The 15,657-nt window shown below is 67.3% G+C and carries 12 protein-coding genes; 3 read left to right on the top strand and 9 right to left on the bottom strand.

Annotated features, from left to right (window positions below; translation table 11 throughout):
- The first annotated feature begins 486 nt into the window (after positions 1 to 486).
- Positions 487 to 1,554, top strand: coding sequence for an HWE histidine kinase domain-containing protein (locus FV220_RS08745; protein ID WP_147830777.1), 1,068 nt, complete (start codon positions 487 to 489; stop codon positions 1,552 to 1,554).
- The gene (locus FV220_RS08740) at positions 1,551 to 2,009 is read left to right on the top strand and encodes a response regulator (protein ID WP_147830775.1); all 459 of its coding nucleotides are present in this window, start codon (positions 1,551 to 1,553) and stop codon (positions 2,007 to 2,009) included. Before FV220_RS08745 ends, FV220_RS08740 begins: the two co-directional genes overlap by 4 nt.
- 60 nt (positions 2,010 to 2,069) lie before the next feature.
- Here the strand turns inward: FV220_RS08740 and FV220_RS08735 are convergent, their stop codons facing one another.
- The 5 genes from FV220_RS08735 to FV220_RS08715 form a co-directional block, all read right to left on the bottom strand.
- Complete coding sequence (locus FV220_RS08735) at positions 2,070 to 4,823, bottom strand: PAS domain-containing protein (RefSeq protein ID WP_147830773.1); 2,754 nt, start codon at positions 4,821 to 4,823, stop codon at positions 2,070 to 2,072.
- Between the two features lie 224 nt (positions 4,824 to 5,047).
- On the bottom strand, positions 5,048 to 6,346 hold the full coding sequence (gene glnT, locus FV220_RS08730) for a type III glutamate--ammonia ligase (RefSeq protein ID WP_147830771.1): 1,299 nt from the start codon (positions 6,344 to 6,346) through the stop codon (positions 5,048 to 5,050).
- Positions 6,347 to 6,433: 87 nt separating this feature from the next.
- On the bottom strand, positions 6,434 to 7,795 hold the full coding sequence (locus FV220_RS08725) for an FMN-binding glutamate synthase family protein (protein ID WP_018045583.1): 1,362 nt from the start codon (positions 7,793 to 7,795) through the stop codon (positions 6,434 to 6,436).
- Positions 7,795 to 8,484 (bottom strand): protein glxC, encoded by a 690-nt coding sequence (locus tag FV220_RS08720; protein ID WP_018045584.1) that lies wholly within the window; start codon positions 8,482 to 8,484, stop codon positions 7,795 to 7,797. The genes FV220_RS08725 and FV220_RS08720 overlap by 1 nt, the downstream gene beginning before the upstream one ends.
- The gene (locus FV220_RS08715) at positions 8,484 to 9,377 is read right to left on the bottom strand and encodes a glutamine amidotransferase family protein (RefSeq protein WP_147830769.1); all 894 of its coding nucleotides are present in this window, start codon (positions 9,375 to 9,377) and stop codon (positions 8,484 to 8,486) included. The genes FV220_RS08720 and FV220_RS08715 overlap by 1 nt, the downstream gene beginning before the upstream one ends.
- A gap of 427 nt (positions 9,378 to 9,804) precedes the next feature.
- On the opposite strand from FV220_RS08715, the gene FV220_RS08710 reads away from it, so the two are divergent.
- Positions 9,805 to 10,410, top strand: coding sequence for an XRE family transcriptional regulator (locus FV220_RS08710; protein ID WP_056141207.1), 606 nt, complete (start codon positions 9,805 to 9,807; stop codon positions 10,408 to 10,410).
- A gap of 14 nt (positions 10,411 to 10,424) precedes the next feature.
- On the opposite strand, the gene FV220_RS08705 is transcribed toward FV220_RS08710, so the two are convergent.
- The 4 genes from FV220_RS08705 to FV220_RS08690 are packed head-to-tail and all read right to left on the bottom strand — an operon-like array spanning position 10,425 to position 15,638.
- Positions 10,425 to 11,042: a sarcosine oxidase subunit gamma family protein gene (locus tag FV220_RS08705; RefSeq protein WP_147830767.1), complete on the bottom strand. Its 618-nt coding sequence runs from the start codon at positions 11,040 to 11,042 to the stop codon at positions 10,425 to 10,427.
- Positions 11,035 to 14,073, bottom strand: coding sequence for a sarcosine oxidase subunit alpha family protein (locus FV220_RS08700; RefSeq protein ID WP_147830765.1), 3,039 nt, complete (start codon positions 14,071 to 14,073; stop codon positions 11,035 to 11,037). The genes FV220_RS08705 and FV220_RS08700 overlap by 8 nt, the downstream gene beginning before the upstream one ends.
- Positions 14,070 to 14,357, bottom strand: coding sequence for a sarcosine oxidase subunit delta (locus FV220_RS08695; protein WP_056164073.1), 288 nt, complete (start codon positions 14,355 to 14,357; stop codon positions 14,070 to 14,072). The genes FV220_RS08700 and FV220_RS08695 overlap by 4 nt, the downstream gene beginning before the upstream one ends.
- Positions 14,358 to 14,387: 30 nt before the next feature.
- On the bottom strand, positions 14,388 to 15,638 hold the full coding sequence (locus FV220_RS08690; protein WP_147830763.1) for a sarcosine oxidase subunit beta family protein: 1,251 nt from the start codon (positions 15,636 to 15,638) through the stop codon (positions 14,388 to 14,390).
- Positions 15,639 to 15,657 lie beyond the last annotated feature (19 nt).

Below are 15,657 nucleotides of genomic sequence, written 5' to 3'. Positions count from 1 at the left end.
GGATGGTAGTGTGGGGGGCGGGAGAGTTTGGCATGCGCCGGGAACTCGGGCGGATCCCATGTCGATCAAGAGTCTCATCCCCATCCCGGCTTGCGGCATGGCGTCCGACCGTCCCCCATACGATCCCGGCCCGACCTGCAATACGGGGCCGATCCATCCATCCCCCCCCTCCTCAGTCAGGAGAGTAGGACCGACGCGATGCGATCGTCCGGCACGACGGCGCTGTGCCATCCCAGAGAATTCTCGCTGCCGTCTGCGTTTCGACACCGGATCGCTTGCCGAAGCCCGTGGCGCGGAACAAACCGCCGCCCCTCACGCTTTCGCATGTCGGTGCGCGGGGATATCGGGGATCGGCCGATCTTTCCTCGCCGAACCCTATCGAAGCCGTTAGGATATTGCGGTGCGCCATCGGGTGCCCACCCAACCTTGCAGAGAGCCTGCCTCGTGCCGACCCGGCCGCCACTCGTTTCCTCCGCCGAAGCCTCGATGTCCCTGCCGACCCTGCGCCGCGGGTCACAGCTCCACGAGACCGAGCGCCGGCTGAACGCCGTGCTCAACAACGCGTCGGTGGCGATCTTCCTGATGGATGACCGGCAGCACTGCGTCTACATGAACCGCGCCGCCGAATTGCTCACCGGATTCAGCGTCGGAGAGGTGCTCGCGCGCGACTGTCCGCTGCACGACATCGTCCACCACACCTACCCCGATGGCCGTCCGTTCCCGTTAGAGGAATGCGCCATCGACCGTGCCTTCCCCGAGAACAACCAGGAACGCGGTGAAGAGGTGTTCGTCCACAAGGACGGGCATTTCTACCCCGTCGGCTTCACCGCGAGCCCGATTCGCGACGATGCGGCCAAGATCATCGGTACGATCATCGAAGTCCGCGACATCACGGAGGAGAAGGCGGCGGCCGAGCGGCAGAAATTGCTGACGAACGAGCTGAACCACCGGGTGAAGAACACCCTGGCCACCGTCCAGTCCATCGCGGCGCAGACTTTCCGCAACGTCGCCGACCAGCCGGCCCGCGCCGTGTTCGATGCCCGCGTCGTGGCGCTCTCGGACGCCCACAATGTCCTGACGGAATCCAATTGGGAGAGCGCCAGCCTCATCGGTGTCGTCGAGCGGGCGATCGCACCCCATGCGGTCGCGGAGACCGACGGGACGCGGTTCAACATCACCGGCCCGGATACCCGCCTCCACCCCAAGGTCGCCGTGACGCTGGCGATGGCGTTGCACGAATTGATGACCAACGCCGCCAAATACGGCGCCCTCTCGGTTCCCGAAGGCCGCGTCTCAGTGACATGGACGCTGACGTCCGATGGCGGGCGCGAACGCCTGTCCCTCACCTGGACGGAGACGGGCGGCCCGGAAGTGATCCCTCCGACCCGCAGGGGTTTCGGCTCGAGGCTCATCGAGCGGCAATTGCCGCTGGAATTCGACGGCAGCGCCGAGATCGATTTCGCACCGGCCGGACTCGTATGCCGCCTCGACATCCCACTGACCGCGCTGGGTTGGCATGGACAGGATGTCGTGACGGGGCGTCCGGTCTCATGAGTATCCTGGAGGGACGCCGGGTCCTGCTGGTGGAAGACGAAAGCCTTGTCGCGATGCTCGCCGAGGACATGCTTATCGATCTCGGCTGCGAGGTCGTTGTCGCCATGCGCCTCGACCAGGCGCTGCGGCGGCTTCAGGCCGGCGACTTCGATGCGGCCGTCCTCGATGTGAATCTCGGCGAAACGCGCAGCTATCCCGTGGCCGATCAGCTGTTCGAGCGCTGCATCCCGTTCCTGTTCGCAACAGGTTACGGCTCGGCCGGACTGGAGCCGGCCTATCAGGCTGTGCCCGTGATGCAGAAGCCGTATCAGAAGGATCAGCTGGAGGCGCAGCTCCGGCATCTTCTCACCTGCGAGGCGGTCTCGCGGGGAGCCGACAGCGGCGCCAGGGTGTTCACCTGCGGCTGCGCGCTCAACTCCAAGGATCCCGGCGCGGCCCAGATCCGCGCAGACTGAGGCCGGCCCTGCCCGGCATCCGCTTTTCGGGAGAGCGGCATCCGCTTCCCTGCTATCGCCTCAACGGAAGTCGGGCGGCGTATCCACGGCCTGCAGACCTTTCAGCGACGCTTCGAGCGTACAGACCACACCGGCCGTGCGGTAATCGAGGGAGACCTCGCCGCCGAAATTGCCGGCAAGTCCCCGCCCGATCAAGCGTGTCCCGAACCCCGTGCGGGTGGGCGGACTGACCGGCGGCCCTCCGGCCTCGATCCAGCGCAGCAGCACCTGATCGCCGCCCTCGCCCTCGCTCCGACAGATCTCCCAGACGATGGAGACGCTGCCTTTGGCGGTAGAGAGGGCGCCGTACTTGGCGGCATTGGTCGCGAGCTCATGGAGGATGAGGGCCAGCGACATCGCGGCCTTGGCACCCACATTCAGGGCCGGCCCGCGAAGGGAGAAACGGTCTGGCTTGTCCTTGTGAGGCTCCAGGGCACTTTCGATCAGCGTCTTCAGGGGCGTATCGCCGAGCGACCCGCCCAGTAGCAGGTCGTGCGACTTGCCCAGCGCGATCAGACGTCCTGCCAGCACCTCCTTGGCGCTCACGACATCGGTGGCGTTCCGCATGGTCTGAGTGGCGATGGATTGCACCATCGCCAACATGTTCTTCATGCGGTGGCTGAGTTCGAGATTCAGGACGCGCTGCTGCGCCTCCGCCTCAATCCGCGCGATGGCGGCACGTGTCCGGTCGGCGATGTTGCGGATGAACCCGATTTCTTCGGTATTCCAGGCGTGCGGGACGTCCTTGGCTGCGTAGAATACGGCGACGAATCGTCCGTGCTCCATGACCGGCAAGTCGACGAACGAACGGATGCGGATGTCGTTCAGCGAAACCGCATCCGATGCGGTGCGCGGATCCGCGGCGGCATCCTCGATCAGAACCGCCGTTCCAGCCTTCAGCGCGTCGATACACGAGCCGTAATCCCGAAACTCGCGGGCTCCGTCGATGCCGGGGAAGCCCGGCGCCGACCACCCTCGACCGACGACGATGGTCTCGCGCTCCTGGTCCACGGCTCCGTAACCGGAATGGGACAGTCCCAGGGTCCGGCCCGTGATCTCTGCCGCGACGAACGCGATCGCTTCCGGGTCGCTCAGGTCGCGCAGGCGGTCGCCGAGTTCCGCGATGGCGAGCCGGCGGGTCTCGCCCTGCTTGCGTTCGGTGACGTCGAGGAAAAGGCAGCTGAACCGCTGGCCGCTTTCGTGTCCGGCGCGGACCTCGAAGGTCCGGCCGAGGCCGGGCACGGTGATCTCGAACAGGCTCGGTTCGCCGGTATCGACCACGCTCGCATAACGGTCGATCAGCCCCTGGTCGATCTCGGGAACGAGCTCTCGAACGGTACGGCCGACGCTTTGCTCCGACAGGCCCGATTGCCGGGCGAAGGCCGGGTTGATCTCCAGGAAGCGGTAATCGCAGGCCCGCCCGGCCCCGTCGCGAACGAGTTCGCCGAGGAAGAACCCTTCCTGCATGCTGGTGAACAGGCCCCGCCAGCGCGCCTCGCTGGCGCTGATCCGCTGCTCGGCGGTCTTCTGGACGGTGATGTCGCGGGAGACCGAGAGCAGCCGCTCGGGGCGTCCTTCGGCATCGAGGATCGGGGTGACTTGCACGTCCCACCAGCGGGGATTGCCCGCCATGGTGTTGGCCTGACCCTGGAAATGGCCCGTTCCCCCGGCCTTGGCGGCAGCAAGAGCCGCATAGGCGTCGTCATTGCCCTGGTTCTGCCAGAAATCCGGCCAGGGACAGTTCTGGATCGCGTTGAAGTCGCTCACCTCCATCACCCGCATCCCGCCCTCACTCATGAAGGTCAGGCGGTTGTCGAGGTCGATCACCTTTATGCAATCGGCCGACGAGGCGAGGACGCTGCGCATGAATTCCGCGTCGTCGCGCTGCTTCTGGTTCGCGAGGCGCTGTTCCGTGCGGTCGCGCAGGATCTTGATGAATCCCTCCGGATGTCCGTCCTCGTTCCTGAGCGGCATCATCTCGCCGAGGCCCCAGAACAGGGTCCAGTCCTTGCGCCGGTGCCAGCGCTCGTCGCTAGCCCGCCCGTGCAGCAGTGCGGCACCCATCTCCTGCTCGGGAGCGCCGGTCTCGACATCCTCGGGCGTGAAGAAGACATGGGCGGGCTCGCCGAGCATCTCGGCCTCGCTCCAGCCGATGACGCGTTCCGCGCCGGTGTTCCAGCTCGTCACCCGGCCGGACAGATCCATGGAGATGATGCCGTAATCGACGGCGCTTTCCAGGATCGCCTTGTTGAGCCGGTCGCTCTCGCGCCGGTCCTGCAGGGCACGGCGCAGTTCGAGCAGGGCCATCACCTGCTTGGCCAGCGTCTGCAGGATCAGCTTCTGCGCCGCGGTCAGGCTGTTCGGTTTTGTGTCGAGGACGCAGAGCGTGCCGAGGGTGACGCCTTTCGACGTCTGCAGAGGCACACCGGCATAGAAGCGCACATGCGAGTCGCCGGTGACCAACGGGTTCGCTGAGGTCCGTTCGTCGCGGGTCGTGTCGGGAATCACGAACACCGCGTCCTGCTCCTGGACGGCATGGCGGCAGATCGAAGAGGAGATCGGGGTCTCCCGCCGACCGAAACCCGTCTCGGCCTTGAACCATTGGCGGTCGCCGTCGAGCAGGGAGATCAGGGAAATCGGCATATCGCAGGCCGCCGACGCGGCCTTCACGATATCGTCGAAATCCGCTTCGGCCTCCGTATCGAGGATGCCGTAGCGCACGAGGGCCGCACGACGGTCGGCCTCGATTCCTGCGCTGCTGTCGTCGTGGTCCACAGAGCTCTTCCCGCCCGTCGTCGTCTGTTTCGGACCGAAAAGCCGAGATCAGCCGGTTCATGCACCCAAATCTCGGGACCGGCAACCGGAAGCGATATGTCCTTCAGTCTGGTTCTAATCAAGCATGATCCCGCCGGAATCCCTTCGGCCGGGAACCCCTTCCGCGCGAGGGCGGGGGCAACTCGCGCGACTTTCCCCGTCGGGACCGGCGGGTGGTCCGGGCTTCAGCAGTCGAGCGTGGTGTCGCGCTCCCACTGGGTGAGGTGGCGCGAATAGGCGTTCCATTCCTCGGTCTTGAGCTTGAGATAGCTCGGCACGAACGAACCCAAGGCCTCGTTGAGCACGTCGCATTTCTCGAGGGCCCGCATGGCGTCCAACATGTTGAGCGGCAGACACTTGACGCCCTCAACCGTATGGCCGTCCGTGTACATGTTGATGTCGAGGCGCTGGCCCGGATCGCGGCGGTTGCGCAGGCCGTCGAGGCCGGCGGCGAGGAGGCCCGCCTGGAGCAGATAGGGATTGGCCGCACCGTCGGCGAGGCGGAACTCGAAGCGCCCGCCATCGGGGATGCGGATCATGTGGGTACGGTTGTTGCCCGTATAGGTCACGGTGTTGGGAGCCCAGGTCGCGCCGGACGTGGTGCGCGGGGCATTGATGCGCTTGTAGGAATTTACGCACGGGTTGGTGATGGCGGCCAGCGCATCGGCGGAGTGGATGAGCCCGCCGATGAAGTGGTAGCCCTCCCGCGACATTCCGATCTCGTCCGACGCATCGGCGAAGACGTTGCGGTCGCCCTTCCAGAGCGAAACGTGGGCGTGGCAGCCGGAGCCGGTCAGGTCCATGAAGGGCTTGGGCATGAAGGTCGCGCGCAGGCCGTGCTTCTCTGCGATCGAGCGGGTCATGTACTTGAAGAAGGCGTGCCGGTCGGCGGTGACGAGGGCGTCGTCGTAGTCCCAGTTCATCTCGAACTGCCCGTTCGCGTCCTCGTGGTCGTTCTGGTACGGCTTCCAGCCGAGTTCCAGCATGGCGTCGCAGATCTCGGTGATCACATCGTAGCGGCGCATCAGGGCCGACTGGTCGTAGCAGGGCTTCATCTGCCGGTCGGCCATGTCCGCGGGCTCGGACCCGTCCGGCGTGATCAGGAAAAACTCACACTCGACGCCGGTCTTCATCTGCAAACCGTCGCGGGCCGCCTCGGCGATCAGGCGCTTGAGGATGTTGCGCGGCCCCTGCTCCACCGGCTTGCCGCCCATGACGAGGTCGGCGGGCAGCCAGCCCACCTCCGGCTTCCAGGGCAGCTGGATCAGGCCGGCGGCATCGGGCACGGCGAGGAGGTCGGCATCGGCCGGACTCATGTCGAGCCAGGTGGCGAAGCCTGCGAACCCGGCGCCGTTTCTACAGGTGCTGGCGATAGCGGCGGCCGGGACGAGCTTGGCGCGCTGCGTGCCGAACAGGTCCGTGTAGGAGACGAGGAAGTACTTGATGCCGCGCTCTTTCGCGACGGTTTCGAGATCCGTGTTCATGGCGTCACCCTGCGTTGAATCGGGCGGCCCGCTCGGCCGTGCTGTCGAAGGGAAAGGCCGCCCCCGTGGGACGGCCCTTCGTTGTGCTCAGAAGCCGGTCTTGCCCGGAATCCAGCCCGTGCCGGCCATCGGCACCTGCGCCATGGCGGCGGCCTCGATGGTGAGCGCCACGAGGTCCTCGGGTTCGAGGTTGTGCAGGTGGCTCTTGCCGCAGGCGCGCGCGATGGTCTGCGCCTCCAGGGTCATCACGGCGAGGTAGTTGGCCAGCCGCCGGCCGGCGAGGACGGGGTCGAGGCGCTTGGCCAGTTCCGGGTCCTGCGTGGTGATGCCGGCGGGATCCTTGCCCTCGTGCCAATCGTCGTAGGCTCCGGCGGTGGTACCGAGGGCCTGATAGTCGGCCTCCCAGCGCGGATCGTTGTCGCCCAGCGCGATGAGCGCAGCGGTGCCGATGGCGACGGCGTCGGCGCCGAGCGCCAGGGCCTTGGCCACATCGGCTCCCGAGCGGATGCCGCCCGAGACGACGAGCTGCACCTTCCGGTGCAGACCGAGGTCCTGCAGCGCCTGCACCGCGGGGCGGATCGCCGCCAGGATCGGGATGCCGACATGCTCGATGAACACGTCCTGCGTCGCTGCCGTGCCGCCCTGCATGCCGTCCAGCACGACCACGTCGGCGCCGGACTTGGCGGCGAGCGCGGTGTCGTAATAAGGCCGCGAGGCGCCGACCTTCACGTAAATCGGCTTCTCGCCATCGGTGATCTCGCGCAGTTCCTCGATCTTGATCTCGAGGTCGTCCGGCCCGGTCCAGTCCGGATGGCGGCAGGCCGAGCGCTGGTCGACGCCCGGGGGCAGGCAGCGCATGCCGGCGACACGCTCGGTGATCTTCTGGCCGAGCAGCATGCCGCCGCCACCGGGTTTGGCGCCCTGGCCGATGACGATCTCGATCGCGTCCGCCTTGCGCAGGTCGTCCGGGTTCATGCCGTAGCGCGAGGGCAGGTACTGGTAGACCAGCGTCTGCGAATGCCCGCGCTCCTCCTGCGTCATGCCGCCGTCGCCGGTGGTGGTCGAGGTGCCGGCCAGCGTCGCACCGCGCCCGAGCGCTTCCTTGGCCTGGGCCGAGAGCGAGCCGAAGCTCATCCCCGCGATGGTGATCGGGGTCTTGAGGTGGATCGGCTTGGAGGCGAAGCGTGCGCCCAGCACAACCTCGGTGCCGCAGCGCTCACGGTAGCCCTCCAGCGGGTAGCGGCTGATCGAGGCGCCCAGGAACAGGAGGTCGTCGAAATGCGGCAGCTTGCGCTTCGCACCCGCGCCACGGATATCGTAGATGCCGGTGGCGGCGGCGCGGCGGATCTCAGACATCACGTCGGGGGTGAAGGTCGCCGAGAAGCGGGGCTTGGTGCGCGGCAGGGGACGCGCATCCTTGAGGGTCGGGTCCTTGGGAGTCTCGGCCATCAGTAGGCTCCGGCGTTGTCGACGTTGAAATGATAGAGGCGGCGGGCGGAGCCGTAGCGCCGGAACTCCGACGGGCTGACCTCGCCGGCGAGGCCGGCGGCCTGGAGCTTGGCGTAGAGCTGCTCGCGGTGCTCGTCGCGCATCTCCTTCTCGATGCAATCGGCGCCCAGGCTCTTGACCGAGCCGCGCACGTAGAGCCGCGCCTCATAGAGGGAATCGCCCAAAGCCTCGCCGGCATCGCCGAGCACGGTGAGGGTTCCGGCCTGGGCCATGAAGGCCGACATGTGGCCGATCGAGCCCTTCACGACGATGTCGATGCCCTTCATCGAGATGCCGCAGCGCGCGCCCGCATTGCCGTCGACCACGAGGAGGCCGCCATGCGCCGTGGCGCCGGCCGACTGGCTGACGTCGCCGCGCACATGGACGAAGCCCGACATCATGTTCTCGGCGACACCCACGCCCGCATTGCCGTTGATCACGACACTCGCGAGCTTGTTCATGCCGGCACAGTAATAGCCGACATTCCCCTCGATCTCGACGGAGATTGGCGCATCCAGGCCCACCGCGATGGCGTGGCGGCCATCCGGACCGGTGATGGTCCAGTGGGTCTCGTTGGTGTCGGGGCGCAGGGCGTGCAATGCCCGGTTGAGGTCGCGCAGGGGCGCCTGGTTGAGATCGTAGGACGACATCAGTGACGCTCCCAGGCGTAGACCTTGGCGGGTTCGGGTTCGAAGACGCGGGCGGAGGCGATCCCGGGTAGACCCACGAGGGCCCGGTACTCGGAGCCGAACGCCACGTAGTCGTCGGTCTCGGCCATCACCGCCGGCTTGCAGGCGATCGGATCGCGCACCACGGCGAAGCCCGTCTCGGTGCCGACCACGAAGGTGAAGAAGCCGTCGAGATCCGACAGGCTCGATTCCAAGGCCTGCTTGAGAGACGCGCCCTCTCGCATGCGCCAGCTCAGATAGCCGGCCGCGACCTCGGTGTCGTTCTTGGTGGCGAAGGTGAGCCCCTCGCGCTCGAGGCGGCGGCGCATGTCGTTGTGGTTCGACAGCGAGCCGTTATGGACCAGGCATTCGTCGATGCCGGTGGAGAACGGGTGCGCACCGTTGGTGGTGACCGCGCTCTCCGTGGCCATGCGGGTATGGCCGATGCCGTGGGTGCCGGTCATGCCGGCGAGATCGAACCGCGCGGCGACGGCGGCCGGTAGCCCGACCTCCTTGTAGATCTCCATCCGCCGGCCGGCGCTGACCACGTCGATGCCGGGCGCCTCGGCACCGAGAAAGCCACGCACGTCGCCCTCGAGAGCCGCCGGAACGTCGATCACCGTATGGGTGTCGCGCGCCACCGCCTCGACGCCGCGCCCCAGCCGGCTCTCGAGGCGGGCTACCGCGTCGGCGAGCGATGCCCTGTCGGCTCCACGCAGGGTCAGCTTCACCCCGGCCCCGTCGGCTCCGTAGACGGCAAAGCCCGCACTGTCCGGACCACGCCCCGTCATCGTCTCGAGCATCGTCGACAGCAGAGACCCCAGACGAGGCTCCAGATCAGGATTCTTCAGAAACAACCCGACAATACCGCACATACTTGGTCTCCACGCCGACCCGTCCCTTGAAAGGACTGGTCGCATGGATCACCCGCAGGGGTCAATCTCGGGAACAATTATTTCTTCAAAAGAAACACGGTAGGCGGGCGGTCGCTGGGCTCGGGAGCGCATGGAGGTAGAGAGTGCAACGGATCGGGGTTCCGGCGCACCGGCAGCATGCTCCACGCATCGCGATGACCGCTCGTGATGCCACATAGTCATGCACGGCCTGAGGACTTACACTTCCTCGACGGAGACATGGCCGCCAACCTTGCGCCCTCTTCGGCGAGAGCCGACGCGCCTGCGAAAGGTCCGTGGCGATCGCTCCTCGCTGGAGATCGACGACCTGTCGTGATGGAATCGGCAGTGCCGAGGAACGAGACGTGCTTTCGAACGACCGACGTTGCGATGAGATTGCTTGGAAACGATGTTGAACACTGCCTCCAATGCACCCACCGATCAGGAACGAAGCCTCGAGCGGGCATTGGGCCACCAGATCCGGCACCTGCGTCGCGAGCGGGACCTCTCCGTAGTTGATCTTGGAACAGCCGCCGGGATCTCGCCGGGCATGATCTCCAAGATGGAGAACGGGCAGATCTCACCGTCCCTATCGTCGATCAATGCCGTCGCGAAGGCCTTGAACGTGCCCATCACCGTGCTGTTCTCGGCTTTCGAGGAGAGCCGCGACTGCTCCTTCGTCAAGCGAGGACAGGGTGTAGTCATCGAGCGGCGCGGGACGAAAGCCGGCCATCTCTACGAGCTTCTCGGGGCGGGCCTGCGCGGTGAAATCGTCGTCGAGCCCTACCTGATCACACTGGAAAACGATGCCGAATCCTATACCGGATTTCGGCATGCGGGGACCGAGTTCATCTATATGCTGACCGGCGAAGTCGTCTATCGTCACGACAAGCACGATTACACGCTTCAGCCGGGAGACTCGCTGCTGTTCGATTCGGCGGCGTCCCACGGGCCGGCCAAACTGATCAAGACGCCGATGACCTACCTGTCCATCATCGTCTACCCGCGCGGCTGAACCACCGCCTCGGTTCAAGGCGTCGAGTTGCGCACGTCGTAGCCGAACTCGTCCGCGGCATGGCTCAGCCACGACCAGACGCTGCCGGCGAAGCTGCGTGCCACGGCGAGATCATAGGTGGGGGAAGTGTCCCGCTGCCAGACCTGTGCGCCCATATGCGCAAGGGCGGTGACGGCGACCTGCCCTGGCTGGAAGGCACGGGGATGAAGGTCGATGGCGAGGCCCTTGGCGAGGAACGCGCGGGCGTCCGGCCCGGACACGCGGACGATCGCGCGGGCGTCGCTCTGGTCCGTGACCGCAGCGAGCCCCTGCAAGGCCTGGACAAGGCCGGCCATCTCCCTCGGCGTCTCGAACAGCGCGAGCCATTGATCCGGTCCGGACCAGACCAATCCCCGCTCTCCCGTCAGGCTGGCGGTACCGGTATCGGGCAGCGACCAGCCGAAGTGCTCGTCCAAGACCTGCCGCAGGGCGTCGGTCCGGCCCTTCACCGCGATCAGCGTTGCGAGGCCGAATTCCTCGCGCAGGGTTAGACGGAGGCCGGGCTCTCCGCCCGGACGTCCGTGCCGACCAACCGGTGCGATTCCCGCCCAGGCACTTCTCGGCCGCCATGTCGTCTCGATAGCATCAGACACGCAGCTTCTCCTCTTTCGGGTCGACGAAGACCGGTGAGCAGATCTCGACTTCGATATCCCCGTCGCGCACCGGATCGTAGGCGCGCACCCGTGTCCCATGGCGCTCGGGGCCGCGGCGGATCAGGCCGAGCCCGATCCAGTGGCCGAGGCTCGGTGAATAGGCGACCGAGGTCATGGTGCCCTCATCGGCCGCGAGGCTCGGGGCAGCACCGATGGCGAGGAAACGTGCCCCCGCGCGTAGGCGCTGGCTGCGATCGACCGGGCGGAAACCCACGAGGATCGGCCGCTCGGGATCGACGAGGGCCGGGCGTTCCTTCATCAGGCGGCCGATATAGTCCTTCTTCTTGGCCAGCATGCCGCCGAGGCCGATGTCGCGTGCCGTCGTCTGGCCGTTGATCTCGGCACCGGCCGCGTGGCCCTTCTCGATGCGCATCACCGAGAGCGCCTCCGAGCCGTAGGCCGTGATGCCGTGGGCCGAGCCCGCCGCCATGACCGCCCGCCAGGCGGCATCGCCATATGCCGCCGGGACGGCGAGTTCATAGGCCAGCTCGCCCGAGAACGAGATGCGGAACAGCCGCGCGGGGATGCCCCCTCCGACCGTGACGTCGGCGCAGGCCAGGAAGGGGAAGGCCTCGTTCGACAGGTCGAAACCGGGATCGACGATGCCCAGCAACGTGTCGCGGGCGCGCGGGCCGGCTACGGCGTATTGCGCCCATTGCTCGCTCACCGAAACCATCTGCACATCGAGTTCAGGCCACAGCCATTGGTGGCAGAATTCGAGGTGCTGCATGACCTTTCCAGCGTTGGCCGTAGAGGCCGTCATCACGAAATGGCTCTCGCCCAGCCGCGCGATGGTGCCGTCGTCCAGGACGAAACCGTCCTCGCGCAGGAGTACGGCGTAGCGCGCCTTGCCCACAGGCAGCGTGCCGAAGGGATTGGCGCAGACCCGCTCGATGAGGGCGAGGGCGTCCTGGCCCTGGATGTCGATCTTGCCCAACGTCGTCACATCGCAGACGCCCACATGGGCGCGCACCGTGTTCACCTCGCGATTGACCGTTTCCAGCCAGTCGTTCTCGCCGGCCTGTGGGAAATAGGCCGGGCGGAGCCACAGGCCGGTCTCGACGAAGACCGCCCCCTGCTCCTCGCACCAGGCATGGGAGGGGACGTGCCGGGTCGCGCGGAAATCCTTGCCCCGGTGATGCCCGGCGAAGGCGCCGATGGCGACGGGAGTGAAGGGCGGCCGGAACATCGTGGTGCCGACGCTCGCGACCGGCTGGCCGGTGAGCTCCGCCATGATGCCGAGCCCGGCGAGGTTCGAGGTCTTGCCCTGGTCGGTGGCCATACCGAGGGTGGTGTAGCGCTTCAGGAGCTCGACCGCGCGGAAGCCCTCCCGATGGGCGAGTTCCACATCGGAGGCGGCCACGTCGTTCTGGAAATCGACGAAGGCCTTGCCCTTCGAGACCGGCACGCGCCAGAGCGGCGTATGGGCGATACTCTCGGGGTCGGTCTTCGGAATCTCAGGCGCGGCGCCGGCGAACCCGCAGGCTGAGGCGGCCTCCGCACCGGCCCGGCCGCCGGTCTCCAGGCAGGAAGCGAGGGTGAAGGCTCCGCCCGCCGCCCCGACGGCCACCATGCCGGAGGGAAGCGCACCCGGCACGAAGGCGTGGATCGCCTCGTCCCAGACCGGGCGCCGCGACAGATGCGAATCGAGATGCACGATCGGGTTCCAGCCATTGGCCATGGCGAGGCAGTCGCAGGCGATGGTCTGGCGGCTGCCATAGGTGTCCACCACCTCGATCGCCTCCAGGCCGAGATGCCCCTTCGTGCCGGTGACGTAGCCGTCGCAGATCACCTGCGCGCCGGCTGCCTCGGCCGCCCGGCGCAGGTCGGCCGGCACCGAGGCGCGGGAATCGATCACCGCCGCCACCTGCCCGCCGGCCGCGACGACATCGGCCACGGTGCGCCAGCCGTCGTCACCAGAGGTGAATACGGCCACGTTCCGCCCCGGCAGCACGCCGTATCGGTTGAGGTAGGTCCGCACCGCGCCGGCCAGCATCACGCCGGGCCGATCGTTGCCGCCGAAGACGTGCGGGCGCTCGATGGCTCCGGCACCGAGGATGGCCTGCCTTGCCGTGATCCGCCACATGCGCTGGCGCGGCGCATGGGCGGGTGGCACGGCCAGATGATCGCCGACGCGCTCGACCGCCCCGTAGGCACCGTGATCGTAGACCCCGAACAGGGTGGTCCGGGGAAGGATGCGCACCTCCGGCATGGATTCCAGTTCGGCGAGGGCATCCGCCACCCAATCCGCACCGGATCGCCCGGCGATCTCGCGCCGGTCGGCGAGCAGGCGCCCCCCCATCCGGTGATCCTCGTCGACGAGGATGACGCGCGCACCCGAGCGTCCGGCGGCCAGGGCCGCAGCGAGCCCGGCCGGTCCGGCCCCGATCACAAGCACGTCGCAGAACGCGAAGGCCTTGTCGTAGGTGTCGGGATCCGGCGCGTGCGCGGCCCGGCCGAGGCCGGCGGCGCGGCGGATCATCGGCTCGTAGAGCTTCTCCCAGAGAGCGGCCGGCCACATGAAGGTCTTGTAGTAGAAGCCCGCCGCGAAGACCGGCGCCGCCAGGGCGTTGACCGAGAGGGCGTCGTATTTCAGTGACGGCCAGCGATTCTGGCTCGACGCCTCCAGCCCCTCGTAGAGTTCGGCCACGGTGGCGCGGGTGTTCGGCTCCCGGCGCGCGCCCGAACGCAGCTCGACGAGGGCGTTCGGCTCCTCCGAACCGGCGGTGAGGATGCCGCGCGGGCGGTGGTACTTGAACGACCGGCCCACGAGCCGCACGCCGTTGGCCAACAGCGCCGAGGCCAGGGTATCGCCCTGGAACCCACTGTAGCGGCGGCCGTCGAAGGTGAAGTCCAGGGGGCGGCGGCGGTCGATCATCCCGCCGGTCGCGGTGCGAAAGTCCTGGCCGGTGAAAGTTGCTGGCGCGGCAACGCCCGGGAGGGCGGTGTCCCGAAGGGTGATCGTGGTCATGCGACCTCTCCTGTCCGGCGGCTCAGCGCGACGTCGCGGGCGGAGGACACCCCGGTGATCTCATGGGTTCGCGTATCCCGGTCGACCACGAGCCAGGAGCGGCAGCCGGCGCCGTGATACCAGAGCTCGCGATGGGGGCCGGCCGGGTTGTCGCGCAGGTAGACGTAGTCGTGCATGGCGACGGGCTGCGCTTCCATGCCGTCGGGCCGGATCGGCGCGGCGTCGCCGAGATAGCTGAACTCACCGTTGTCACGGGGCCCGCAATGGGGGCATCGGATACGCATGATCGTCGTTCCCTCAATCCAGATCCGCGCTCAATGCAGGTTCGGCTGGGCGCCCATGCCCTTCTCGTCGATGAGATGGCCGGTGGCGAAACGGCCGAGTCGGTAGGCGGCGGCGTCCTCGTGAGACGTGTCGCGGGCGATGAGATGGGCAAAGCAGAAGCCCGCCGCCGGGGTCGCCTTGAAGCCGCCGTAACACCAGCCCGCGTTGAGATAGAGGCCGTCGATCGGTGTACGGTCGATGATCGGACTGCCGTCCATGGACATGTCCATGATCCCGCCCCAGTGCCGCAGCAGGCGCAGGCGCCCGAGGCCCGGCCACAGGGCCATGCCGCCCTCCATCACGTCCTCAATCGTCGCGAGGTTGCCGCGCTGGGCGTAGGAATTGTAGCCGTCGATATCGCCCCCGAAGACGAGGCCGCCCTTGTCCGACTGGCTGACGTAGAAATGGCCGGCCCCGAAGGTCATCACAGTGTCGATGAAAGGCTTCACGCCCTCGCTGACGAAGGCCTGGAGCACGTGGCTCTCGATCGGCAGGCGCAGATCGGCCATGGAGGCCAGCAGCGATGTCGAGCCCGCCACCGAGAGCGCGACCTTCCTCGCCCGGATGAAGCCACGGCTCGTCTCGACCCCGACCACCCGCCCGTTCTCGCGGCGGATGCCGGTGACGGCGCAGTTCTGGACGATGTCGACGCCTCGGTCGCTGGCTGCGCGGGCGTAGCCCCAGGCCACGGCGTCGTGGCGCACGGTGCCGCCCCGGCGCTGGAGGAGACCGCCCTTCACGGGAAAGCGCGCATTGTCGAAATCGATGAACGGCACTATTCCCCGAACCCCCTCTCGGTCGAGGAGTTCGGCATCGATGCCCGCCATCCGCATGGCGTTGCCGCGCCGGGCATAGGCATCGCGTTGCGCATCCGAATGGTAGAGATTCAGCACGCCGCGCTGGCTCACCATGGCGTTGTAGTTGATGTCCTGCTCCAGCCCCTCCCAGAGCTTCATCGACCGTTCGTAGAACGGGATGTTGCCGGCGAGCCCGTAATTCGAGCGGACGATGGTGGTGTTGCGCCCGACGTTGCCGGAGCCGACATGGCTCTTCTCCAGCACGGCCACGTTGGTGATGCCGTGCTCCTTGGCGAGGTAATAGGCGGTCGCGAGACCGTGGCCGCCGCCGCCGACGATGACGGCGTCATACTCGGCCTTGGGCGCAGCATCGCGCCATTGGGGCTTCCAATCGCGTTGGCCACGCAGGGCCTGACCCAGGACGCTGAGAAGGGAATAGCGCATGGCGGGACATGCTCCGGGG

The sequence above is a fragment of the Methylobacterium sp. WL19 genome (assembly GCF_008040005.1).
Lineage (GTDB): Bacteria > Pseudomonadota > Alphaproteobacteria > Rhizobiales > Beijerinckiaceae > Methylobacterium > Methylobacterium bullatum.
This window is presented reverse-complemented; position numbering and strand designations above follow the sequence as displayed.

Excerpts from the sequence above, each read along its gene's own strand:
- FV220_RS08720 (WP_018045584.1), bottom strand. The coding sequence starts at position 8,484 with ATGTCGTCCTACGATCTCAACCAGGCGCCCCTGCGCGACCTCAACCGG.
- FV220_RS08700 (WP_147830765.1), bottom strand. The coding sequence starts at position 14,073 with ATGACCACGATCACCCTTCGGGACACCGCCCTCCCGGGCGTTGCCGCG.
- FV220_RS08745 (WP_147830777.1), top strand. The coding sequence starts at position 487 with ATGTCCCTGCCGACCCTGCGCCGCGGGTCACAGCTCCACGAGACCGAG.
- FV220_RS08710 (WP_056141207.1), top strand. The coding sequence starts at position 9,805 with ATGTTGAACACTGCCTCCAATGCACCCACCGATCAGGAACGAAGCCTC.
- glnT (WP_147830771.1), bottom strand. The coding sequence starts at position 6,346 with ATGAACACGGATCTCGAAACCGTCGCGAAAGAGCGCGGCATCAAGTAC.
- FV220_RS08690 (WP_147830763.1), bottom strand. The coding sequence starts at position 15,638 with ATGCGCTATTCCCTTCTCAGCGTCCTGGGTCAGGCCCTGCGTGGCCAA.
- FV220_RS08740 (WP_147830775.1), top strand. The coding sequence starts at position 1,551 with ATGAGTATCCTGGAGGGACGCCGGGTCCTGCTGGTGGAAGACGAAAGC.
- FV220_RS08715 (WP_147830769.1), bottom strand. The coding sequence starts at position 9,377 with ATGTGCGGTATTGTCGGGTTGTTTCTGAAGAATCCTGATCTGGAGCCT.
- FV220_RS08695 (WP_056164073.1), bottom strand. The coding sequence starts at position 14,357 with ATGCGTATCCGATGCCCCCATTGCGGGCCCCGTGACAACGGTGAGTTC.
- FV220_RS08725 (WP_018045583.1), bottom strand. The coding sequence starts at position 7,795 with ATGGCCGAGACTCCCAAGGACCCGACCCTCAAGGATGCGCGTCCCCTG.